The following is a 25,016-nucleotide window of genomic DNA, read 5'->3' as shown; positions in this document are numbered from 1 at the left end:
ACGTATCCAATCTGAAATTTATTTTCCGTTTAATATAACCGATTGCAATGCAACCGTAGAGAAGGCTCCTGCCCCGGTTGGCTTGCTTACAATATATAATTTATGCATTTTGCCATCTGTTACCTGCTCCAAAGTGCTACTGAGCATTGTACCTCCAACAGCACCGGGTTTAACGGCTGGATGATTTGTACCAAGTGTCAGCGTTCCCAAAAATTTCCCATCCGGTGCATCTAACCGTACTTCAAATGCAATAGCCTCTTTTGGTGCTTCCTGCCAGCCAGCCATTACCTGAATTCCCGAAACACCTGTAAGATCAATTTCAGGAATTGCAAAATGTCCCGGACTGTTTGGAACTATCATCAGATTCATTCCGTTGTAATTCATCATTGAATAATCCTTCAGGTCCATTGCCTCCGTAAAATCAAGGGTTGGGTTCCTCAACGAAATTGCCGTGGAGGTGGATAAGGATTTCAAACCCGGACCGCCTTTATCACTGTAGGTAGCAGAAATCACGAGGGAACCATTCGGTTTAACCGGCTTATTAAGCGTAGGTTGCAAACTTCCTGTTGCAGGCAATGATTTCTGTTTATTAGTGCCACTTAAAGACTGAATCCAGTTAACTATTTTTCTCGCTTCATCCGCTTTCAAATCCGGATGAGCAGGCATTGCGACCTCACCCCAAACTCCGGCTCCCCCTTTAATCATTTTATTAGTGAGATAACTCACCGCATCTGCCTGTCCTGCGTATTTTTTTGCCACATCAAAATAAGCCGGACCAATTGATTTTTCGGCTTCCTTGTGACAGGATTTACAATCAAGTGATTGAACCAGACTTTTACCAATAATAACATCCGAAACTACCTGATGACCCAGGTTGGAACCGGCCTTATCATAGCCTTCCACATAATCAGCCGAAACAAATAAATCAGCCGGATCAGAACCAGCTGCCGGATCATCTGCATCCCTTACTGAAACACTATATTCAACCGGAATGCCCGGGAAATAAAAACGCTGATTCCCTTTTACACGGATGCTTAGTTCAGGTGCTATATTTCCGGCATATAAGTAAGCCACTGCAGATTTTCCGGTCAGCTTCGAAGCATCACTTACTTCTACTGATATTCCATAATCTCCCGCCTTTTCATAGGTATAAGTAATCCTTGGCTCAACAGTTTCTTTAGTAACCCCATTACCAAGATTCCATTTATAATTCATCTTGTCCTTTTCCGGATCTTTTGCTTCCACAGAGGCCGTTACTGTAAGTGGTAATTTTCCGGAGGTTTTATCAAGCGTTACTGCGCCAACCTTAGGAGCGCGATTACCTCCATTATAATCAATTCTTCCCAAGCCTGCATCGGGGTTCTTGCTGAACCAGCCACTACCATATTCAATGAAATACAATTTTCCATCCGGACCAAGTTCCAGATCAATCATACTATTGAACTTGGTGTTCTCCATAAAGGGTTCCATTTTATCAAAGTCACCATTCGGCAACATCGTCACCGCTTTCACCCAACCTCTTATCCAATCATAAATGATCAGTTTCCCATTATAATATTCAGGTAATCTTGTTTCCGCCGGGAATCGATCCGTATAATATACCGGACCGGCCATCGCATTTCTTCCGCCAGTTTTAACCTGGGGGAATTCAGCAGATGCCCCGTATGGATACCAGATAAATGCAGACTTTGGTTGCGGCAGTTCCTGAATGCCCGTATTATTTCGAGATGTATTGATCGGCTTGTTTACATCAAACAGCTCACCGCTTACCCCGGTCGCATAATCATACACGTGATAAGGCTTATTGTCTGCAATGAAATAAGGCCATCCGAAATGACCTGCTGTACGCGCCTGGTTCACTTCATCGTAACCTCTTGGCCCCCTTGTTCCGAAACTGTCCACATTGGCATCCGGACCTACTTCACCCCAATACAGATAACCCGTTTTTTGATCTACCGAAATCCGGTAAGGATTACGATTCCCCTGTACATATATTTCCGGTCTTGTACCAGCAGTACCTTTGGGATACAGGTTACCATCCGGGATTTCATAACTACCATCCTCTTTTACACGAATCCGCAAAATTTTCCCACGCAAATCATTTGCATTTCCGGATGTGCGTCTCGCATCATATTGCTGATGCCCGGGGCGGTCATCCAGTGGCGCATAACCATGACTCACATAAGCCTGTTTCGGCTCATCAAATGGAGTGGAATTATCACCGGTTGAAACATATAATAAACCATCTTTATCAAAGGCAATGGAACCTCCGGTATGACAACAGATATTCCGGTCGGAATGAAATTCCAGTATCACTTTTTCATTCAAAAGAGTGTCTTTTTCAAATGTGAATCGGGACAATCGATTCACGGAAGCCTCAGCGGGACTATAAAAAATAAATACCTGTTTATTCTTCGCAAAATTTGGATCAGCCTGCATCCCCAAAACACCTTCTTCTGCATTTACTCCCGGCGTTTCTGTTTTCCAATAAGCATTTAAAAACAGGGCCTGTTTAACAGTAGAGTCACCTGATTTATAGTAAAGAATTTCACCACGTCTTTGAGCAACCAGTATATCCAGATTTGGCAACACCGTTAATTCAGTTGGCTCAAAAAAAGTTGCATTCACCAGCATGGTTTTCGTAAATCGATCCTCATCAGGAACCAGTGCTGTTTTTGCTTTGGAATAATCCAGTTTTTTGTTCTTTCCTATAGCATATTGAATTCCACCCAGCAAGTGCTGAAGGAAATTGGCTTCCGAATAGGATTCTTTGGTATGTCCAAGGGCGGTATAAAAAGCCCTGCCACCATCGTATTCATGGTACCAGGACATTGGATGATTATCGCCATTTTTACCACCATTATAGGATTTTTCATCTATAGTCATTAATACCGATACCGCATCGTTCATTTTTTTATAACTGTAAAATTCATCCGTTCTTTTCCAATCAGCCGGTAAGTGCTTGGTAGCTCCATGCTGCTTGTCTTTTATTTTTAAAACGCCTTCCTGCACATTCGGAAATGTATCGGTAATTCCGGGATGATCCAGGAAATAGCCTCCTACCATTCGTCCATACCATCCCCAATCGTATTCGGTATCAGCAGCAGCATGTACCCCTACAAATCCTCCTCCGGCCTGGATATATCGTTCAAATGCCGCCTCTTCATACTGATTCAGTACATCACCTGTTGTACTTAAAAAAACAACGGCAGCATATTTATCGAGACTGTCCTGATTAAAATAAGCCGCATCGCGGGTAGTATCCACATCAAACCCGTTCTCCCTTCCCAACTGCTGAATGGCAGCCATACCTTCCGGAATAGAATTATGATAATAGCCAGCAGTTTTACTGAAAACCAGAATTCTGGGTTTTCCCGATCTGTTACCACAGGAGGAAAAAAGAAGTGCACTAAAGATTACCAAAACCAGCAGCCAGACAGAGAATCGTTGCATGTTAAACAATTAAATTTGTTAAAGCTACCGAATAGATGGTTTATTACGTAATACTATCTATGTGAAAAATGCTATTTTTTTACCTCAATTTCCGTACATTTTAAGTTTAGCAATAATAAACATGCATACAGATAATATTTATCGTTATATCAGAATAGATGATCGATCAGTTACACCCAAATACCAACAACTAATCAGCTCTCTTTTAAAAGCTGTTGAATCTGGTGGTATCACTACAGATTATCCACTCCCATCCATTAATGAGCTCAGTTATGAGCTGGACATTTCCCGTGATACAGCGGAGAAAGCCTACCGGCATCTAAAACAACTGGGCATAATAGGATCTGTTCCTGGTAAAGGTTATTTTGTAATCAAAACAGATTTCAGGCAATCGATCCGGGTCTTTCTCCTATTCAATAAACTAAGTGCACATAAGAAAATAATTTATGACTCCCTGGTAGCAATACTTGGAGAAAAAGCTGCCATTGATTTTTATATCTACAATAACGATTACGGGTTGTTCAAACAATTACTTCAAAACTGCAAAAATGATTATACGCATTATGTTATTATACCCCATTTCCTCGAAGGCGGTGAGCTGGCCTATCAGGAAATCAATGCAATCGAAAACGCCCAGTTAATCCTGCTCGATAAAAAAATTGCCGGTATCACCCGTCCATTTGGAGCGGTTTATGAAAATTTTGAGCGTGATATTTTTTCCGCATTGGAAAATGCGCTTCCTGCATTGCAACGATACGATACCCTGAAAATCATTTTTCCTTCCTATACTTATTTTCCTGAGGAAATTCTGAAAGGTTTTTACAGCTTTTGCAGAGAATATGCGTTCCAGTATAAAGTTGTACCAAATATCGAAGAAGAACCCATAGGGACAGGGGAAGTTTTTATCAACCTGATGGAAGAAGACCTGGTTGTATTATTGGATAAAATACAACTGATGCAATACCAGCCCGGAAATGAAGTGGGTATAATCTCCTACAATGAAACACCACTTAAGCGTTTTATCCTGAACGGCATAACTACCATCTCTACTGATTTTAAGGAAATGGGTGAGGCAACTGCCCGCATGATTCTGGAAAATCATCTGCAGGAACTGGAAGTTCCATTTAGGTTAAACCTTCGGCCTTCGCTCTGATTATTTTTTCTTCAATGCGTCAGCAATTCCTTTTTCAACCAATGGCTCCATGATTTTATAACCTGCCTCTGTTGGATGAATACCATCACCTGCAAGATCAGCAGGTAATCCCTTTCGTTCATCTGCCATGGCAGTAAAATAATCTACATATACCAACTGGTTTTTTTGTGCATAGGCTTTCAACAATGCATTAAGGGCAACCACTTTACGGGCCGGTTCCATACCCGGACTCCAGGGAAAATCATACGCTGGTAATACAGAACAGAGTACCACTTTTATATTATTTACTTTCGCAATTTCTGCCATAGATACAATATTATCAAAGCTCTGTTCAATTGTCATTGGTCCTGTATTTCCTGCAATATCATTGATGCCGGCAAGAATTACCACAACGGCCGGTTTCAAATTAACCACATCCGGTTTGAAACGCAACAACATCTGCGGTGTTGTTTGTCCGCTTATACCCCGATTAATATAAGGGCGACCTGAAAAAAATGCAGGCCGGCTGTTTTTCCAACCTTCCGTAATGGAATTCCCCATGAACACAATTCTTTTTTCTCCCTGTTTCAACATTCCCAGTGATTCATTCTCCTTCGCATATTTGCGAAAATTTGCCCAGTCTTTTCGATTCAGTTCTTCCTGTTCCATACTGTGTTTTTTCCAACCTTTATAATCTGTGTTTGCTTTCCAACCGGTTGGATTCAACGGCCATAACCAGCCATGCTCCGCCATCCAGTCACCAACCCGCTCAATCCAGGTATCCGTATGCAGCCCTTGGGTACGCATTCCAAATCCATGTCCTCCGGTTTCATACATGTGCAATTCTGCAGGCTGTTTAGCAGCCATCCATTTGTTATAAACTTCTACACTATGCGACGCAAGATTCAGGTTATCATTGGTGGCAGCAACAATAAAAGCCGGCATTTTAGCGGATGGTACAGTACTGCTGCCCGGCATATTTCCGGTATACGCATAAACGGGAACAATAAAATCAGGGCGATTTATCTCCGTTGAATTATATGCTACTGACATTGTTACATGTCCGCCTGCTGAAAATCCCATAAACCCGATTCTATTTTTTGCAATCTTAAATTCATCGGCATGCTGGCGAACATATTCAACCGCTTTTAGTCCATCCTGCATAGTCATCGGCACCACCATTTTGTAGTCGTATTTTTCTGTGCCATTGCCGGATATCGCCTGCCCCATTTCTATGGTTGGTTCTTCCGTTAAACTTTTTACCAGCCGATATTTTAAAATAAAAGCAGTAACCCCTTTGCTGTTCAGCCATTTTGCCACATCCGTTCCTTCACTTTTAATAGATAAAGCATGGAAACCACCACCTGGCGCAATAATCACAGCCGTATTGGTATTATTCCCAGCCGGTGCAGGATATACAGTAAGTGTTGGTTCGGCCACATTGTAAATAATGGGTGTTTGCCAGCTTGTTTTCTCCAGGTATTTCTCTTCCCAATTCCATGTTTCTGAACCGGGTGCTTTACCATTGTATAATTTGATGACCTGTTGTTGCGAATACGCCTGACCGTTAGCTAATACCAGGATAAGCAGGGCCAAAATCAATCGTTGCATAGTACTCCTGAAGTTTAATAGTTAAATATACTTCAACTTAAGGAGCTGACCCCAATCAATTCTTATATTCAAACCGATAGGTACCTGAACCAAGCCTTAGCGGAATATGGCCCTGAACGAGACCACCTAATTCAAAGTCCGCCCTTCCCAAAACAGGAGAACCACCTTCCCGAATATTTTCGGCAGTACCTGTTTTAAAATAAACTGTAGCATTTGTATTTGCCGGAATAGTCAGATCCAGCACAAGCAAATCCCCTTCTTTTTTCCAACCTGATTCCAGCTTACCATAGGAAGTCTGAAGACTCGCTTTGGCATGCGTTAATCCACCGCCTGGAGCAGGACGGATGATAACTGATTTGAATCCGGGTTGCTGTGGATCAGCATGAATGCCTGTAATATGCTGATACATCCATTCTCCTATTGCTCCATAAGCATAATGATTAAATGAATTCATCCCAGCATTCTGGAAACTGCTGTCAGGTTTTTGACCGTCCCAGCGTTCCCAAATGGTAGTGGCACCCATCTTAACCGGATATAACCAGGAAGGATAGGTTTCCTGTAACAACAGCGAATAAGCCAGGTCTTCATGCCCAAATTGTGATAACACTTTACATAAATAAGGAGCACCTAAAAACCCGGTTGTAAGGTGATTATTATAACTTTTTACATTCTCTGCCAACCGATCAGCTGCCTGCTGACGCATGGATTCGGGTAACATATCAAATTGCAGTGCCAGGACATATGCTGTTTGCGATGAGGAAACCAGCCGGCCACCAGGCGTAACATATTCTTTCAAAAATGCTTTTTTGATTTCTGCCAACAATGATCTGTACTTATCCGCATCGGCAATTTTTCCGAGCACTTCTGCTGCATTTAAAGTTAGCTGCGTACTATATGCAAAAAAACATTGGGCAATCAGGTATTTGTCTGTAATGGCTGCACGACCATCGGTATCATCATCCGGACGGTAAAACAACCAATCACCAAAATGAAATCCGGTATTCCATAAATAGTTACTGCTTTTGCTTTGCATGTAACCGATCCATGCCTGCATACTGGGGTATTGTTCAGACAGCGTGCGTTTATCTCCATAAACCACCCATTGCTGCCAGGGAATTATCGTGGCAGCATCAGCCCATCCGGTTGATGCTACGGCACCATCACCTAATACATTTGGAATAACGAAAGGCACGGCTCCGTTTGCCTGCTGATCCAATGCAAGATCTTTCAACCACTTGGCGAAAAAACTACGTACACCGAAATTAAATGTAGCTGTGCGATAAAAAGCCTGCGCATCTCCTGTCCAGCCTAGTCGCTCATCACGCTGCGGGCAATCGGTTGGAACATCCAGAAAATTCCCCCTTTGTCCCCACTGAATATTTTTCTGCAACTGGTTAATCAACGCATTGGAGGTTTCGAATTCTCCTGTTTTTTCCATGTCAGAATAAAGCACATAAGCCGTATAATCTGCGGGATTGGGATCTGCTTTCAGCCCTTCAATTTTAATATATCGAAAACCCTGAAAAGTAAAATGCGGTTCAAAAATTTCATCCCCTTTACCAGAAAGGATAAACTGGTTTTGCTGTTTGGCAGAACGCAGGTTTTCCGTATAAAAATTTCCCTGTTTATCCAATACTTCAGCATGCAACACGGTAATTGTATCACCTTTATTACCGTTTAGTTTCAACTTTACCCAGCCTACCATATTCTGCCCAAAGTCGAGCACTTTTTCTCCCTTTGGTGTTCTTATAAAATTAATCGGCTGCAATACTTCTCTTTTGCGAATTGGTTCGTTCTGCGTTGCTACCAATGCTTTTGAATAAGCCGGCATTATTTTCACAGCAGCCCAGTCCTGATCATTGAACTTCGGAGAAGCCCAGCCCGGTTTCATCTTGTTTGCATCAATGGTTTCACCATGGTAGATTTCGGATGATCTAATTTCTGCAGTGGAACTTTTCCAGTTTTCGTCAGACAGTATCCATTCAGAACTTCCATCCGTATAGGTGATTTTCAATTGAAATAACAGGGCTAATTCTTTTCCATAAAAATCTTTCTGTCCGGCAAATCCTATATAACTTCTGTACCAGCCATTTCCCAAACTTACCCCTGCAGCATTATCGCCTGATTGCAGGTACCGGCTCACCTCATATACCTGATATTGAAGTCGTTTATCGTAACTGGTCCACCCGGGACTCAGATACGCATCACCCAGACGCTGGCCATTCAGTTGCGCTTCATACATTCCAAGGGACGTTATATAAGCATAGGCTGATTTAATTTTTTTCTTACCCAGGTTGAAAGCCTTGCGTAAAATAGGGCTCGGCCTGCCTTCTTCTTCGGCTGCCACACCAATCCATTTTGCTTTCCAGAAATCAGCCTGAAAAGCACCGGTATGCCAAAACACCCAATTACTCCAGTTGCTTGTTTTATTCTGTTGATCCCAAATCCGTACGCGCCAATAATAATCCTGTCCGGATTCCAGGGCCTGTCCTTTGTAAGTCACCAGTACTGAACTATCCGAAACCTGCTTTTTTGACTGCCAAACCATTTTGCCTTTGGGCGAAGACTGCCTCACTTCTATTTCGTAGGCAGATTGCATCACTCCTCTCTGCGTGCTGTTGATTTGCCAGCTGAAACGGGGTTGTGGGTGATCCACTCCCAAAGGATTGGTCAATCCTTCTGTTTGTAATCGCGAAAGAGAAATTTGGGAAAATACGACTGTACTGCTTAGTAATAGCAGGAAACTAAGATAAAATCTGGCAATCATATGCAACCGTCAGGGCATTTAGTTGACCTAAATAACAGGGAAAAGATGGTTTGACCATCCTGAACCATCCTGAAGCTCAATTTATCTGGTTGCCCAGTAATCAATTACAAGTACTTTTTCAAGATGTGGTTTCAATTCGTCTACAAATGCTTTATGTGCAGGATGGGGCAGATAAATTTCCCTGTCTTTTTCAGTTGCAAAGCTGACCAGAAAACAATGGGTAAAATCCTGGTTCAGATTCTCCGGACTATTGTTAGTACCCCACTCAAAATCGCGGATTTCTTTGATTTGTGATGGTAAAGCGCGAAACGCTTCTTCCACTTTTTTTATTTCCTCAGCAGAGCTGGTTGTTTTAAAAGAGAACAGCACCACATGCCGCAATTGCTTGTGGTGCTGTTGATTCGTTTGTGCATTCAGGCTAGTATTCATCAGGAAACCGATGATAACAATTACAAAGAATTTATGCATGGTCGTTTAATTAGGCAAAACTGATACTCACACCGCCGTCCTTTTCATCTTTCAGTAAGATACCTAATTCCTGCAACTGATTGCGAATTTTATCAGATGTGGCAAAATCCTTTTTCGATTTCGCTTCTTTGCGAATATCCACTAATAGTTGCAACACTCCATCCAGTTTTCCATTATCAGCCGCAGCAGCCTGTTCGTCCTGCAGGCCGAAAATATCTTCCAGATATACTTTAAAGGCTGTTTGCATTTTTTCAATAGTACCTCTTGAAAGTGCATCGGCGCTTATATGACCATCCTTGATACCATTGATCACCGGAACCAGTTCAAACATATTGGCCAGCACTTTGGCAGTATTGATATCATCGTTCATGAACGCGTCAAATTCATCTACAAGGGTATTTGATTTGGCCTCCAGTTCTGCATCTCCGGCTGCTGCTCCACCAATGGTGAAGCCTTTTAATACCTGGTAAGCATCCCATAACCTGCGCATGCCTTTTTGTGCAGCCTGCAGGGCTTCATTTCCAAAATCCAGGGTGCTTCTGTAATGGGTTTGCAGGATAAAGAAACGTACCGTCATTGGATGATACGCCTGTTCCAACAAGGGATGATTGCCGCTGAAAAGCTCCGTCAGTTTTATCACATTATTGTAGCTCTTACCCATTTTTCGGCCGTTAATCGTGATCATATTATTATGCATCCAGTAACGGGCAGGTACATGTTTATTGCAGATGGTGCTTTGGGCTATTTCACTCTCATGATGTGGAAACTGAAGGTCCATCCCTCCGCCGTGAATATCGAATTCTTTGCCCAGGTATTTGGTTGCCATGGCAGAACACTCAATATGCCAGCCAGGGAAACCTTCGCCCCATGGACTTGCCCATCGCATAATATGTTCTGGAGGTGCAGCTTTCCAAAGTGCGAAATCCTGCTTATTCTTCTTTTCCTCCTGACCTTCCAGCTCGCGGGTGGTTTCCAGCAAGTCTTCCATAACCCGGCCGCTTAACTTGCCATAAGGATAGTTTTCAGCATATTTTTTTACATCGAAGTATACCGAGCCATTCTTTTCATAGGCATAGCCTTCTTCCATTATTTTTTTGATCATTTCAATCTGCTCCACAATATGACCGGTTGCAGTTGGTTCAATGGAAGGATCCAGGGTATTGAACTGTTTCATCGCCCAATGGAAGAGATTGGTGTATTTGGTAACCAGTTCCATCGGCTCCAGTTTTTCGATCTGGGCCTTGGTAGAAATTTTGTCCTCGGCTTCCCTGCCTTCTTCTTCAAAATGACCGGCATCAGTAATATTCCGGACATACCGAACTTTATATCCCAGATGAACAAGATAACGGTTCAGTACATCGAAAGTGATGTAAGGGCGGGCATGACCAAGGTGACTTTCACCGCTAACCGTTGGTCCGCACACATACATGCCGGCATAACCGGGTACCAGGGGTACAAATACTTCTTTCTGTCTTGTGTAGGAGTTAAAAACTTTCAGTTCAGCCATGATTTAGTGGATTGCTTGCAAAAATAAAGGGATAACGTCCTTTATTGGATAAAGATTATATATTGGGAAATATTTTACTTTGAGACACCGGTACGGTTCGGAAGTCGAAGGTCCGTAATTACAGGGAAATGATCCGATAACTGTGGGTGCGGATTCCTGCACTGAATCACTTCAAATGCCGGATCAACCAGCGTATAATCTATTCGTAAGGTAGGTGAAATGGAGGAAAAGGTACGGCCTACACCAAAACCTTTCAGGGTAAATACATCCTGAAAATTGCCTTTTACGGTTTTATACACATAAGAATGAGGCAGGTCATTAAAATCACCGGTTACGATGGCAGGATAAGGACTTTTATCAAGCTCTGCACGTACCTTATCAGCCTGCTCTTTCCGAAATCCATATGCCTGCTTGAATTTCCGAAAAATACTTACCGATTTGGTGAGGGTACTATCGTCTCCTTTTTTAATGTCTTCCAGACTTTTGAATTCTTTTCCTGTAAACAACAGAGATTGTAAATGGGTGGTCAGCACCCTGATCATGTGACCATTAATTTCGAGATCAATGTAAATATAACTTTCATTGGCTTTCTTCTCCTTGGGTCCGGTAAATCGTCCCCTATGTGTTTTCTTTATCGGAAATTTGGAGAAAATAGCTATTCCATGTTCATAAGCAGTATCAGGTCTTCGGTGGTCCATTGCATAATAGAAATAGCGAAAGCCAAGACTGTCCCTGAAATAGGGGATATTTTCAGCGAATCGTTTCGGATCATTCGATTCAAAAAACTCCTGTAAGCATAGAATATCGGGATCCTGAATCCGGATATAGGAGAAAATCTGTTTGCGTTTTACTCTGTTTTCTCTGTTGGGTGGTCGCATCTGACCGAATCGTTCCACATTCCATTGCATTACCCGGAAACTACCCTCCGGTTTGGTAATAGTGGTACTTGCCATTGGATGAAACGCGAAAAAAACATGAATTGATTTCCAGCTGGCAATCAGAACCAATAAAGGGAGAAAGAGCCATTTGCTGCGAGCAAAGATCCAGAATATCAGGAGGCCAAGCAAGGAAACTAACAGAAAGGCATAACCGACACCCAATAATGCGATATACCAGTATTTTCCCGGAGGAAAATACCAGGCCAGGCAAGCCATCCCATAGAGTATGGAAACCCCGATGGTAAGGAAGATGCCGATTTTTTTTGAGAAACTGCGCAGGGTGAATGGCATCTCCTAAATTACAATTCCTCTTCGTTTGCTGCCCTTTTAAGAATATCTTTTTCTTCGTCGGTCAGCATATGATACCCTTCCTGATTAATTTTATCCAGGATTTGGTCGATTCGCTGCTGCGTAATATGCGGATATTTTTTAAATGGCGCCTGTCCGCTTACTTTATAAAAAAAATTATCCTTCTTTTTCTTTTTCAATGCGGGTTTATCCGGATTGAACAGATTTTCCACCCAGTCGAAAAAGCGATTGATCCAACTGCTCCAGTCACGCCCCCTTCTCATCTGATAAATAAACAGGAAACCGGTTACTCCGCCAGCGATCTGTGCCAGGTAATGGTGCGCATTGGAAACTGGCATTCCGGCAAAATTTACAATGATGTAAACGGCGGTGATAATCCAGAGCGGAATCCCTCCATTAATCATAGGGAAAATTCTGTAATCGGGTGCAACCGCAGTGGTTGCAACCGCAACTGCAAGGATAGACGCATTTGCGCCTATGAATGCGGTTGGAGAAGTCAATGCATTGGTATGCGGCATCAACAAATAGGTAACTATAAAAACAAAAGCACCGGCAAATCCTCCCAGCAGATAAATTGGAACCAATTTGCGGTTGCCCGTCAGGTCCTGAAGAATATAGCCGAACATCCAGAGCCAGAGCATATTTGCCAGCACATGCAGTACATCAAGATGCGTAAACATATAGGTTACCAGCGTCCAGGGTCTGGTTGCCAATTTATCTATGGTGACCGGCAGCGTAAACCAGTCAACCACTGTAGGACCATATGAGGCCATATTCATATGGCTCAACTGGTAGATTACATATATAAATTTGAGCAATACAAACAGGACTGCGTTCACTACCACGAGGTTAACGAGGGCGTTTCCATCAGCACCAAGCAGTATTTTTCTGCCGCTTCTTTGTTCCTGCAAATTCATAGGTTATTACTACTTAATAAAACGTATTACGATTGGTTTTGTTCCAGATCAGGACTAAAATAAACCCGGCAAGCGCACCACCCAGGTGGGCCCAATGGGCTACATTATCCCCATCAACCCTGGCAAATGCACCAAAAAGATCCAGCGCCATGAAACCCGGAATCAGGTATTTAGCCTTGATGGGAACCGGAATAAACATTAGCATTAATTCCGTATTTGGAAAGAGATAGGCAAAGGCAGCCATTATTCCCATAATGGCACCGGATGCGCCAACGGCCATGTTAAAATTTGGATCAATGAATAACTGCGCAACGCCTGCTGCTATTCCACAAATAATGTAAAAATTGAAGAATCGTTTAGCACCCCACAGGTTCTCCAGGATTGGTCCGAAAAAAAACAGCGAAAACATATTGAAGAAAATATGCATAATGCTACCATGCAGGAACATATAGGTAACCAACTGCCAGATTTTGAAAAAGGGCGAACCAAGTGGGAAAAGGGCTCCATATCTCTCAATCAGGAAATCCTGGTTTTTAAACAGATACTGGGCAAAAAAGACCAGTACATTGGCTATAATTAAATTCTTAACTATCGGTGATAATTGCCTCATACTACTTCCTCTTTTTTAATTGTACAACATTCTCAATATGGTGGGTATGCGGAAACATATCCACCGGCTGCACTTTTGTTACTATATATCCTGGATCCAGCAGGCTTAGATCGCGGGCCTGGGTGGATGGGTTACAGCTGACATATACCACTGTAGGCGCACCTATCTCAAGAATTTTCTGCACCAGCTTTTCATGCATACCTGCTCGGGGAGGATCGGTTATAATCACATCCGGCTGGCCATGCTCGGTAAAAAATGCATCATCGCAAATATCAACGACATCTCCGGCAAAAAAATCAGCATGCGTAATATTATTTATGGCTGCATTTTCCTTTGCATCCGCGATAGCATCTTCAATCACCTCCACCCCTACCAGTTTTGCAGCCTGTCCGCTCAGGAAGATCCCGATACTTCCAGTTCCGCAGTACAGGTCATAAACAGTTTCTTTCCCGCTTAGTTCAGCAAAATCCCGGGTTACCTGGTACAGTCGCTCTCCCTGACGGGTATTGGTTTGAAAAAATGATTTCGGACTTATCTTGAACTGAAAATTTTCCAGTTGCTCCATTGCATAGCCTTTACCAAAATAAACTATTGGTTCCTGATCGTTCAAGCTATCATTAAACTTCGCATTGATCGTATAAAGCAGTGTCGTAATACCAGGCACTTTCGCCAGCAAATGATCCAATAAGGCAATTCTGGCCTTCTTGTCCTCTTTCCCAAATACCAGATTCACCATCACCTCTCCGGTTGATAATACCCTGATTAAGAGGGTACGTAAAAAGCCTTTGTGCTCCCGGATATCATAATAATCGAGCTGATGGGCTGCAGCATACGCGCGGATCGTATTCTTGATTGCATTGGTTGGCTCAGCCATTAGGTGACAGTTTTTTATATCAATCACCTTATCGAAAAGTCTCGGCACATGGAAACCCAGCGCATTTTCAGGTAGGATTTCTCCACTTGTCTGAATTTCCTCAGCACTCAGGTATCTTCTGTTACTGGCAGTAAATTCCAGCTTATTCCGATAATACCGGGTTTGATCACAGCCTAAAATGGGTAAAATCACGGGAATTTCGACTTTTCCTATGCGCCGAAGCTGCTGCTCAACCTCCTGTTGCTTATATACTAATTGTTTTTCATATGGCAGCATCTGCCATTTACACCCTCCGCAGATACCGAAATGTTCACAAAAGGGGTCTACCCTGTCTTTTGAAAAGCTGTGAAAGCGGTCAACCCGTCCTTCAGCCCAATCCTTTTTATTCTTACTCAGGCGAACATCCACCACATCACCCGGAACTGCTCCTTCTATAAATACTACTTTCCCCTCCACCCGGCTCAGTGATTTTCCGCCGGCTGCATAGTCTTCAACTGTTAATTTTTCAAGTCGTACGTTCTTTTTACGCATGCGGCAAAAGTAAACACAATATTATTGTGGCCAATTCGTGAAATTAGCATCAATGAAACCAATGAAAAACTCGAATCTCTATATTGCTTTGGGACTTTGCTCCCTGATACTGGGGAGTTCAGCCAATTCCCTGGCACAAGGTTCGGCACCCGGATATGAAATCAGAGTATCCCTGAATGCCTACCAGAATCAATACCTCTACCTCGCCTATCATTACGGCAAAACCAAGGCCCTGGCTGATTCTGCATTGGTTCAGGCCAATGGAACCGCTTTGTTCAAAGGCGCAAAAACATTGCCTGGCGGGATTTATATCATGGTTTCTCCAAAAAAAGAATTTTTATTTGAACTACTGGTAGATAAGGAACAGCGCTTCTCCGTACAGGCAGATACCGCCCGTTTACACGATGTTAAATTTACCGGAAGCAGCGACAATACTGCCTTTCTTAACTATACCGGATTTATCCAAACCAGGGGTAAAGAAATCTTTGCGTTGCAAAAACAACTGGCAAACGCGCCAAATAAAAAAGATTCGCTGGCCCTACAGCAACAGATTGGACAGCTCAATGCCGCCATTCAGCAATACAGGGGAGATTATATCGACAAAGCACCGGATAATTTTCTGAGTGCTTTGTTTGCGGCTCTGCAGGAACCGGTTATCCCGCCTGCTGCACAGCATCCCAAGGGCATATATGACACTGCCTGGGCCTATGCTTATTTCAAAGATCATTATTGGGATAATATCAGTTTCAGTGATGAACGCCTGGTTCGAACCCCCTTTTTTGAAGGCCGGCTGGATCGTTATTTCCGTAACCTTGTTGCACCCGATGCTGATTCCATTAAAAAAGAAATTGATCATATGCTGCTCTATGCAAGAAGCAGTAAGGATATGTACCGGTATCTGCTGACTCATTTTGTACAGAAATATATTCAACCTGAATACATGGGACAGGATGCTGTATTTGTACACCTTTTTGAAAAATACATTAATGAAAAACCGGATGTGGACTGGTTTACAGAAAAATACCGCAAACATATGACAGACCGGGCCTATTCCCTGATGGCTAACCTGATCGGAAATCCGGCATGGGATCTTCCCCTGGTAGACTCCAATGGAAAAATGCGCCCGCTCTATGAAGTGAAAGCTACCTACACCGTCATCTGTTTCTGGGATCCAACCTGTGGACATTGTAAGGAATTGGTACCCAAACTCGATTCTATGTACCAGGCTAAATGGAAAAGTCAGGGCATCCGGATTTATGGTGTTATGACCGAAGGCGGCAAAGACAACTGGACCAAATTCATTAAGGAAAATAAACTGAATGATTGGATCCATGTATACCAGACAGAAGAGCAGAAAAAAGAAGAACGGGATGCAGGCAAACCCAATTATCGCCAGCTCTATGATGTATACCAAACGCCCGTACTCTACCTGCTTGATGAGCAGAAAAGAATTATCGCAAAAAAACTGACTTACCAGCAAATGGATGATGTGATCTCCATGAAACAACAAAAGCAAGCTTCCAAATGAGTTTGAAAAAATGGTTGCCGCTATTGGCGGGCATGCTACTTTGTCTGCCGGCGATTACTGATGCCCAAACGCTTTTTAGTTTCGGAGGAACCAGGGTATCCAAAGACGAGTTTCTAAACGCTTATTATAAGAATAATCCGGAGGGTAAACCTAGCCGGCAGGAAATGGAAGACTACCTGGAATTGTATATCCGGTATCGCCTCAAAGTTCAATGGGCATATGAGCAGCAACTGGATACCCTGCCATCTGTACAAATGGAATGGGAAAGTTTCCGCAACCAGGTAGCCGCTCATTATATTACCGACGACAGCACCTTGCAGGCCTTGGTAACACAGGCGATGGTCAGATCAATGAGTGATCGAAAAATTGCACATATATATGTAGCAAGAACTTCCGATTCGGCTCAGTCCTTTGCTAAAATTTCTGCGGCGATGACTGCCCTGAAAGCGGGGAAATCCTTTGAAGAAGTTGCACTAAAATTCAGTGAAGATCCCTCTGTGAATCAGAATAAAGGAACCATTGGCTGGATCAGTCCCTTTGTACTACCCTATGCATTGGAGAATCTGGCATACGAAACTGCCGTCAATACCATTAGTCAGGTTTATTCATCCGAAAATGCCTGGCATATTTTTAAAGTGCTCGATAGCCGCCCGGCACAGGGTAAAACAGGTATAGCACAAATACTCCTGGAGGTTCCGGCAACTGCGGAGGAGCAGGTAAAGAAAAAAGCGGATTCAATTTATAAAGCGATTCAGGCAGGTGCTGATTTTTCACAGATGGCGAAACAGTTCAGTGACGATAATGGCAGTTATATGAATGGTGGAGAATTACCTGCTTTTGCTCCCGGCACCTATGATCCTTCCTATGAAGAAAACATTTCCCGTTTACAAACACCGGGTTCAATCAGTGCAGCTTTCAGAACCAGCCAGGGATATCATATTGTTAAACTGTTGTCGCGTGAAGGAATTCCGGATACCAGCAGGGACAATGTTCGTGAGGAGGTTCGGAATAAAGTGCTGTCATCCGACCGAAATAAGCTAACTAATGAAATAGCCTACTTAAAAGCCCGTAAACAAACGGGATTAAAATTACTACCGGTAGCTGCCAACCGAAATGCCACCACTGTGATTGCCACCCTGGGCAAACGCGAAATAACTGAAGGTGGCTTTCAGTTATACCGTCAGGATCAAGCCGGACTAAGAAGGGAAAACGAAAAGATCCCAACAGAAGAACAGGAGCGGCATCAGTATATTCAGCAGCAGGTAATGCAGGAATACCTGCGTAATCTGGAAATTTACAGTCCGGCTTTTGCTGCGCAATTAAAAGATTTCCGGGAAGGCACCCTCATTTTTGAAGCCATGCAGCAGCAGGTTTGGGACAAAGCAGCCAATGATGAAAAGGGTTTGGAAGATTATTACAGACAAAACGTGCATCGGTATACCTGGAAAGACAGTTTCAGGGGAGTTTTATTTACCTGTTCCGATGAGGCCACAGCGCAAACAATTTATCAGCAATTGGTACAGCAACCTTCCAATTGGTCAACAATTATTGCCCGGTTCAGAAATACGGTAATCGCAGATACAGGTCGATTTGAATACGATCAATTGCCCTTCAAACTGGACCCCAATAAAATTGCTGCAACAACACTTACCCGCCCACAAGCGATTCAGGAATCCGAGCAGGTTGCCTTTATCTATTGCATTGAAAAAATGGCGGCAAATCTTCCCCGTACATTTCAGGATGCAAGAGGATATGTATTGAATGACTACCAGAATCAGGTGGAAGAAAACTGGATCCGGGAACTAAAGAAAACCTATCCGGTAAAGGTCAATAAGTCAGTTTTGAATAGCCTTAACAGGTAATGGCATGGTTTCTGCGTTTAGCCCTGAGCGTTAAACATAAACCCAAAAAACAACAACTCATGAAGAAAATGATTCTGATGCTGGCAGTAGGTGCCATTGCAACAAGTTCCAATGCGCAGGACAATAAACTATATCTAAAAGGTGGTTATAACCTTGCCAATGTTTCTGTAACCGGTGATGGTGCAGTGGATGATGCAAGAGCGCTTTCCAGTTTCCACGCGGGGCTGATGGTGGATCTTCCCATCGGAGCAGGGTTTCTGTCTCTGCAACCCGGAATACTTTATACAGGTAAAGGAACAAAAGTGGAAAATGGTAAAAGCACGGATGCCAGTTATTTTAAGTCAACCACCAATCCACAATACATTGAAATTCCAATGAATCTGGTAGTTAATCTACCCCTGGCAGATAAAGAATCTAAATTCTTTGTTGGTGCAGGACCCTATGCAGCTATGGGCATTGGTGGAAAAAATAAAGTAGAAGGCAAAATATTTGGGGTAGGATTTAAATCAGAAGATAAAATTGAATTCAGCAATGATGATCCTACCACAACCGGCACCGAAGAAGGAGCAGGAATTGGTTATATGAAACGTTTTGATTTTGGTTTAAATGGTACGGCAGGGTTTGCTTTCAAGAATGTATTACTCTCCATCAATTATGGTCATGGATTAACCAAATTGAATTCAGGAGCTGATAACGAAGAGAATGACAAATTCAAAAATCGCGTTTGGAGTCTTTCCTTAGGAATAAGCCTCTAGGAAGTGGGAAGTGGGAAGTTAGAAGTTAGTCACATTGGATCTATACTTCTAACTTCCCACTTCCAACTTCTTACCTCCTACACCAGTTCTTTCACAACATTCCAAATCACCTTGGGTTTGCCAAGGGTATAATAATGTAAAACAGGAACACCGGCTTTTTTTAATTCACGGCTTTGTTGCAGCAGCCAGGCAGTACCAACAGCTTCAACATCCGCATCCACTTTGCACTTCATTATTTCAGAAGCCAGCTCATCAGGCAGATCCACATTGAAGGTTCTCGGCAGAATTGTCATCTGCTTTTTATTGGTAATTGGTTTTAATCCTGGTATAATCGGAACCTGGATACCAGCATTGCGACAATTCTGTACAAACTCAAAATACTTCTGGTTATCAAAGAACATTTGAGTTACAATATATTCTGCGCCCGCATCTACCTTGGCTTTCAGATAAGCTATATCAGTGGCTTTATTGGGCGCTTCAAAATGCTTTTCAGGATATCCGGCCACGCCTACACAAAAAGTAGCTTTACCGGGATCTTTCACTTCTTCTTCCAGATAAATACCATGATTCAGGTCCATCACCTGCTTCAACAGGTCAATTGCATAGCGGTTACCGCCGGGTTCCGGTTCGAAAAAGGTTTCATTCTTTGCAGCATCGCCTCTTAATACAAGCACGTTATCAATTCCCAGAAAAGCCAGATCAATCAGGGCGTTTTCTGTTTCTTCTTTTGTAAATCCACCGCAAATCAGATGTGGTACCGGATCAACATTGTAGTGCTGCATAATAGCGGCACAGATCCCAACTGTACCCGGCCGTTTTCTCACTTCAATTTTATTGAAGGTGCCATCAGCCTGCTTTTTAAACATGGTTTCACTCCGATGGTAGGTCACATTTATAAACGCCGGCTTGAACTCCATCAAAGGGTCCAGGTGATTATAAATTGCACTAATCCCCTTTCCTTTCAAAGGCGGAAGTATTTCAAATGAAATTAATGTGTCCTTCGCCTGCTTAATATGATCAATTACCTTCATGTTCGTTCGCTGATTGATAAACTATCTGCAAACTTAGGACGCTGTTAGGATATAACAAGGTATTTTTGTCAAAAGCATCATCCCTTGAGTCTAGTTATTTCAACAAACGAGCTGGTTAAACGATACGGTAGCAGAACCGTGGTAAATCATGTATCCGTTAACGTTAAACAAGGTGAAATAGTTGGTTTATTAGGACCAAATGGTGCCGGCAAAACCACTACCTTTTATATGGTAGTTGGACTGATCAAGCCAGATGAAGGACGGGTTTTCCTGAATGACCAGGACATTACCGAGCTGCCCATGTACAAGCGGGCGCAGCTTGGAATTGGCTATCTGCCCCAGGAAGCTTCGGTATTCCGCTCTCTCTCGGTGGAGGATAATATCCGTTCTGTTCTTGAAATGACCCGGCTCAGCAAACAGGAGCAAAGAAATAAACTGGAAGAATTGCTCGATGAATTCAGACTCCATCATGTTCGTAAAAACAATGGCGACAGCCTAAGTGGGGGTGAACGCAGAAGAACAGAAATCGCCCGCGCGCTCGCTGTGAACCCTAAATTTATACTGCTGGATGAACCCTTTGCCGGGGTAGATCCTATTGCGGTGGAAGATATTCAAACGGTTGTTGCCCGGTTAAAGTACAAGAATATAGGTATCCTGATTACAGACCACAACGTAAATGAAACCCTGTCGATCTGTGACCGCGCCTACCTCCTGATTGATGGAAAAATCTTCAAACATGGAACCGCTGAGGAGTTGTCAGACGATGAACAGGTGCGTCGTTTATACCTCGGACGCAACTTTGAACTCAAGCGAAAAGACTATCTGCACGAAGAAGTGATGAAGGGGATCAGCGATTTACCCAGGTTTGAAGAGTAATTTTCGTATTTTGCCCCCTGCTGTATGAAACTTTTCTCGCCAGCCATATCGAGATTGGCCCGGCTAAGGCTGTGGCAAATTGAGCAGTGGGTTACCAACCCGGTAGCTGCCCAGCGCGAAGTATTACAGGAACTCGTAACCTCAGCACAATACACGGAAATCGGGCGTCAGTATGGATTTAACCGCTTATTCACCGTTCGGGAATTTAAACGTACTGTGCCGGTTCATGAATACGATGACCTGAAACCCTATATCGAGCGAATGATGACAGGGGAAGAAAATCTGCTCTGGAACACCCCAATCCGATGGTTCGCCAAGAGTAGTGGTACCACCAACGACAAAAGCAAGTTTATTCCGGTTAGCGACGAAAGTCTGGAAGAAAACCATTTCCAGGGTGCCAAAGATGTACTAACCCTCTATTATGGATGCAATCCGGAATCGGAACTTTTGGGTGGAAAGGGCCTGGTAATAGGCGGCTCACATCAACTCAGTCAGGCTACTGAAGAAATCAGTTTTGGTGACCTGAGTGCGGTGCTTTTGCAAAACACGCCATTTTGGGGGCACTGGATCCGAACACCCGAATTGTCCATCGCCTTGCTCGATGAATGGGAACACAAAATTGAACAACTGGCCCTCACCACGATTCCGGAAAATGTAACCTCCATTTCAGGGGTTCCTACCTGGACCCTGGTTTTGATGAAACGGATACTGGAAATGACCGGGAAATCCTGTATAGCCGAAGTTTGGCCTAATCTGGAATTATATATGCACGGTGGAGTATCTTTTATTCCCTATAAAGAACAATTCCGTCAACTCATTGGCAAAGACATTCACTATCTCGAAATGTATAATGCCAGCGAGGGTTTTTTTGCTGCACAGGATAGTCCGAATTCAGATGGCATGTTACTTTTTACACGGCATGGAATTTTTTATGAGTTCATGCCAATTGAAGAATATGGGAAAAAGTTTCCTGCTACAGTGGGACTGAATAAAGTGGAAATCGGAAAACAATATGCCCCTGTTATCAGCACCACAGGTGGACTTTGGCGGTATATTATTGGTGATACAATTCAGTTCAGCTCACTGGCGCCTTATCGCATTAAAGTAAGTGGCCGACTCAAGCATTTTATAAATGCATTCGGTGAAGAAGTGATCGTCGATAATTCAGATAAAGCTATTTCCATTGCTTGTGAAAAAACGGGAGCTGCGGTGAATGATTATACGGCTGCGCCTATCTATTTCAGTCAACATGGAAATGGTGCGCATGAGTGGTTGCTGGAATTTGAAAAAGAGCCGCATGATATTGCATTATTCGCTTATGAACTGGATACTGCACTTAAAAATATTAACAGCGATTACGAAGCAAAACGGCAGAAGGATATCGCCCTGAGAATGCCGGTAGTGCACGCTGTGAAAAAAGGCATATTCAATGAATGGCTTCGATCAAAGGGAAAACTGGGTGGACAACATAAAGTGCCACGCCTTAGTAATGATCGGGATGTGCTTGAATCTATTCTTAGTTTTTTGTAGTCCCCAGTTTGATATACAGGGTACGCAGCAGGTAGTAGGGTAAGGTAAAGTAGTTCGCAGATACTTTTTTTACACCTCCAAAATCCAGCTTGAATTGGAGCAGACTTTCGATTACTTCCTTGCTGTTAACCGGGGTATAACCCCCAAAATCATAGGCTTCAATTCCTTCGTCTTTAAAAGCAAGCATGTCGCGATAATGCAGGTATTTATTTGCTCTGCCGATTTTATTGCGGTCGAAATTTTCATCAAAGCGTTTGGATGCAGAATGCATTTGGCGAACAATTTTTTGCTCGGGATCAAAAACATAGGTATGGGCTGCGAGTATTTGTCCGTCCAGCTCTGCATAACTGATGCGAAGGGCCTCACCAAAACTGGCAATTCGCTCATTGGTTTCAGGAGAGAGCACTTTACTTACTGCAAATTCATTGAAGAATTGAACAAATTTTGAGATATCAGTATCGAAATAACAAATGACTCCGTCTTCTTCTGATTTCCGGACCTGCGCTTTCACGGTTCGGGAAAAATCCTCCAGAATTTTTTCCTTTGATTTGGTCAAATCCAATTCTACCGTATAATTGGGTTCCTTAATCAGAAGAGGAGAATTAAATTCTTCGCGCACATGATTGAAGGAATGGATGGACAACTTGTTTATGAAACCGGGGCGAACTGAAAACCAGTTATCATGTACATTGAATACATAAAACTTTCTAGAGTACCAGACCATATGACAAACTACTTGTTTAGGGATTAATGCATTTAAAAATAGACAAATTCCTAAAACTGCCTAAATTCACAGCTAATTTTTAGACGAATGAAACTTCTAGAGAATAAAACAGCCATCGTTACCGGTGCCGCAAGGGGAATTGGGGAGGGAATCGCCCTAAAACTGGCAGAACAGGGTGCTCATATTGCCTTTACTTACGTGAGCGAAAGCAGTGCTGAGAAAGCAGCAGCACTTGAACAAAAACTTATCGGCCTGGGTGTTAAAGCAAAGGCCTACCGTAGCAATGCCGCAGTATTCGAAGAGTGCGAAAGCTTTGTAAACGATGTTATCAGCCAGTTTGGCGGAGTGGATATCTGTGTAAATAATGCGGGCATTTCGAAAGACAATTTGCTGCTTCGCATGACCCCTGAACAGTGGGATGATGTCATAAATACGAATTTGAAATCGGTCTTCAATATGACCAAACAGGTGATCAGGCCGATGATGAAAGCAAAATCCGGAAGTATCATCAATATGAGTTCGATTATCGGGATGAAAGGCAACCCCGGACAAAGCAGTTATGCTGCTTCCAAAGCAGGGATAATTGGGTTTACGAAATCTATTGCACAGGAGTTGGGAAGCCGTAATATCCGCTGCAATGCGATTGCGCCCGGTTTTATCGAAACTGATATGACCCACTACCTGAAAGAAAGCAGTGGTGCCGAAGAGTACCTGAAAAAAATTCCGTTGGGACGATTCGGAACCGCCGAAGAAGTAGCCAACGTAACCCTCTTCCTTGCCAGCCCCCTCAGCTCCTATATCACCGGCCAGGTGATCAGCACCTGCGGCGGCCTCAACCAATAACTCCTTTCACCGGTCGGGTGGCACCCGACCGGTGCCACCCGACCGGTGAAGATTAATCCAGCAATTCGGGAACGGTTTTCAATTTGTAACCACGATCCTGCAGCCAGGCGATTAGTTCATCCAGCCGATCCCAGAGTGGATCCGGACGACCGGGACCGGTTCCAATATGCATTAATAGTAGAAACCCGTTTAAACCGCTATCAGCTTCTTTCTTCCGGATCGATTCAAGAATGGTGGCAGTGCTTCGATAGTTTTTATCCTGCACACGGGTATAATCCGCATGGCTAAGTGTTCCGGGAGTATAGTTTACCAGGTGCCTGCCCAATTGATTGGTCCACCTTACTATACTATCATTAAACCATTCATAGGAAGGCAGAAAATAGATCGCTTTTATGGGATCCACACCAACGGCTTTCATGGCTGCCTCATTGTTTCGCAAATCGGCCATAAATTCAGCCTTTGTCACCAACAGACTATCCCGTTTTGTCCAGTCATTGTAAAGGAGGTGCTTGTCGCCATGTGCGCCCATGTAATTACCCTCCGCAGCCAGCCGCTTTATTAGTTGCCGGTGTTTCGGATTTCGATAAAAATCTCCTGTTAAAAAAAACGAAGCCTTTACTCCCCGCTTCTTTAGAACGGAGGCAATTTTCTTACCGCCTTCCGCAAATTCATGTCCGGTAAAAACAATCGCTATAGCCTTCCTCGAGGTATCCCCCCTGGTCTTCATCTCACCCGCCGGGTGGCACCGGT

Annotated in this window: 20 protein-coding genes (1 of these 20 cut by a window edge); 7 read left to right on the top strand and 13 right to left on the bottom strand. The window is 43.3% G+C overall.

Annotated elements, in window-relative coordinates:
- Window positions 1-18 precede the first annotated feature (18 nt).
- On the bottom strand, window positions 19-3,453 hold the full coding sequence (locus tag B2746_RS22305) for a ThuA domain-containing protein (RefSeq protein WP_290799285.1): 3,435 nt from the start codon (window positions 3,451-3,453) through the stop codon (window positions 19-21).
- Window positions 3,454-3,574: 121 nt separating this feature from the next.
- Here B2746_RS22305 and B2746_RS22300 point away from each other — a divergent pair, with 121 nt between their 5' ends.
- Entirely contained in the window at window positions 3,575-4,606 is a 1,032-nt protein-coding gene (locus tag B2746_RS22300; protein WP_290799283.1) for a GntR family transcriptional regulator, read from the top strand.
- Here the strand turns inward: B2746_RS22300 and B2746_RS22295 are convergent, their stop codons facing one another.
- The 8 genes from B2746_RS22295 to rlmD form a co-directional block, all read right to left on the bottom strand.
- The gene (locus tag B2746_RS22295; protein WP_290799281.1) at window positions 4,607-6,196 is read right to left on the bottom strand and encodes a GDSL-type esterase/lipase family protein; all 1,590 of its coding nucleotides are present in this window, start codon (window positions 6,194-6,196) and stop codon (window positions 4,607-4,609) included.
- A 55-nt stretch (window positions 6,197-6,251) separates the two neighbouring features.
- Window positions 6,252-8,963 (bottom strand): glycoside hydrolase family 78 protein, encoded by a 2,712-nt coding sequence (locus tag B2746_RS22290; protein WP_290799279.1) that lies wholly within the window; start codon window positions 8,961-8,963, stop codon window positions 6,252-6,254.
- 81 nt (window positions 8,964-9,044) lie between these two features.
- Window positions 9,045-9,431, bottom strand: coding sequence for a Dabb family protein (locus B2746_RS22285; RefSeq protein ID WP_290799277.1), 387 nt, complete (start codon window positions 9,429-9,431; stop codon window positions 9,045-9,047).
- A 10-nt stretch (window positions 9,432-9,441) separates the two neighbouring features.
- Window positions 9,442-10,938, bottom strand: coding sequence for a cysteine--tRNA ligase (cysS, locus tag B2746_RS22280; protein ID WP_290799275.1), 1,497 nt, complete (start codon window positions 10,936-10,938; stop codon window positions 9,442-9,444).
- Between the two features lie 74 nt (window positions 10,939-11,012).
- Window positions 11,013-12,167, bottom strand: a complete 1,155-nt coding sequence (locus B2746_RS22275; RefSeq protein ID WP_290799273.1) for an endonuclease/exonuclease/phosphatase family protein — start codon at window positions 12,165-12,167, stop codon at window positions 11,013-11,015.
- 8 nt (window positions 12,168-12,175) lie between these two features.
- Window positions 12,176-13,102: a rhomboid family intramembrane serine protease gene (locus tag B2746_RS22270; protein ID WP_290799271.1), complete on the bottom strand. Its 927-nt coding sequence runs from the start codon at window positions 13,100-13,102 to the stop codon at window positions 12,176-12,178.
- A gap of 13 nt (window positions 13,103-13,115) precedes the next feature.
- Window positions 13,116-13,712, bottom strand: a complete 597-nt coding sequence (locus B2746_RS22265) for a rhomboid family intramembrane serine protease (RefSeq protein ID WP_290799269.1) — start codon at window positions 13,710-13,712, stop codon at window positions 13,116-13,118.
- Between the two features lies 1 nt (window position 13,713).
- Window positions 13,714-15,117, bottom strand: coding sequence for a 23S rRNA (uracil(1939)-C(5))-methyltransferase RlmD (gene rlmD / locus B2746_RS22260; RefSeq protein WP_290799268.1), 1,404 nt, complete (start codon window positions 15,115-15,117; stop codon window positions 13,714-13,716).
- Window positions 15,118-15,169: 52 nt separating this feature from the next.
- On the opposite strand from rlmD, the gene B2746_RS22255 reads away from it, so the two are divergent.
- From B2746_RS22255 to B2746_RS22245, 3 genes are read left to right on the top strand one after another with little or no spacing between them, the layout of a single operon-like run.
- Window positions 15,170-16,645 (top strand): TlpA family protein disulfide reductase, encoded by a 1,476-nt coding sequence (locus B2746_RS22255; protein WP_290799267.1) that lies wholly within the window; start codon window positions 15,170-15,172, stop codon window positions 16,643-16,645.
- On the top strand, window positions 16,642-18,507 hold the full coding sequence (locus B2746_RS22250) for a peptidylprolyl isomerase (protein WP_290799265.1): 1,866 nt from the start codon (window positions 16,642-16,644) through the stop codon (window positions 18,505-18,507). Before B2746_RS22255 ends, B2746_RS22250 begins: the two co-directional genes overlap by 4 nt.
- A gap of 59 nt (window positions 18,508-18,566) precedes the next feature.
- The gene (locus B2746_RS22245) at window positions 18,567-19,262 is read left to right on the top strand and encodes a porin family protein (protein WP_290799263.1); all 696 of its coding nucleotides are present in this window, start codon (window positions 18,567-18,569) and stop codon (window positions 19,260-19,262) included.
- Between the two features lie 77 nt (window positions 19,263-19,339).
- Here B2746_RS22245 and metF read toward each other — a convergent pair whose 3' ends face one another.
- Entirely contained in the window at window positions 19,340-20,293 is a 954-nt protein-coding gene (metF, locus tag B2746_RS22240) for a methylenetetrahydrofolate reductase [NAD(P)H] (protein ID WP_290799261.1), read from the bottom strand.
- A gap of 84 nt (window positions 20,294-20,377) precedes the next feature.
- Here metF and lptB point away from each other — a divergent pair, with 84 nt between their 5' ends.
- Window positions 20,378-21,169: an LPS export ABC transporter ATP-binding protein gene (gene lptB, locus B2746_RS22235; RefSeq protein WP_290799260.1), complete on the top strand. Its 792-nt coding sequence runs from the start codon at window positions 20,378-20,380 to the stop codon at window positions 21,167-21,169.
- Between the two features lie 24 nt (window positions 21,170-21,193).
- Complete coding sequence (locus tag B2746_RS22230; protein WP_290799258.1) at window positions 21,194-22,699, top strand: GH3 auxin-responsive promoter family protein; 1,506 nt, start codon at window positions 21,194-21,196, stop codon at window positions 22,697-22,699.
- Here the strand turns inward: B2746_RS22230 and B2746_RS22225 are convergent.
- Window positions 22,686-23,423 (bottom strand): hypothetical protein, encoded by a 738-nt coding sequence (locus tag B2746_RS22225; RefSeq protein ID WP_290799256.1) that lies wholly within the window; start codon window positions 23,421-23,423, stop codon window positions 22,686-22,688. The two genes, B2746_RS22230 and B2746_RS22225, sit on opposite strands and share 14 nt — an antisense overlap.
- Before the next feature lie 87 nt (window positions 23,424-23,510).
- Here B2746_RS22225 and fabG point away from each other — a divergent pair, with 87 nt between their 5' ends.
- A complete protein-coding gene (gene fabG / locus B2746_RS22220) occupies window positions 23,511-24,266 on the top strand; it encodes a 3-oxoacyl-[acyl-carrier-protein] reductase (protein WP_290799254.1) in 756 nt (251 codons plus the stop codon).
- A gap of 52 nt (window positions 24,267-24,318) precedes the next feature.
- On the opposite strand, the gene B2746_RS22215 is transcribed toward fabG, so the two are convergent.
- Together B2746_RS22215 and B2746_RS22210 are read right to left on the bottom strand one after the other, a co-directional pair.
- Window positions 24,319-24,993, bottom strand: a complete 675-nt coding sequence (locus B2746_RS22215; RefSeq protein WP_290799252.1) for a polysaccharide deacetylase family protein — start codon at window positions 24,991-24,993, stop codon at window positions 24,319-24,321.
- Between the two features lies 1 nt (window position 24,994).
- A protein-coding gene (locus B2746_RS22210) for a serine hydrolase (protein WP_422653618.1) crosses the window boundary here: on the bottom strand, window positions 24,995-25,016 show its 3' portion. Its footprint extends 1,160 nt past the window's final position; 22 of the gene's 1,182 nt are visible here — the last part of the coding sequence; its start codon lies off the right edge, out of view; it ends in the stop codon at window positions 24,995-24,997.

It is taken from the genome of Flavihumibacter sp. UBA7668 (assembly GCF_002483205.1).
Taxonomy (GTDB): Bacteria; Bacteroidota; Bacteroidia; order Chitinophagales; family Chitinophagaceae; genus Flavihumibacter.
This window is presented reverse-complemented; position numbering and strand designations above follow the sequence as displayed.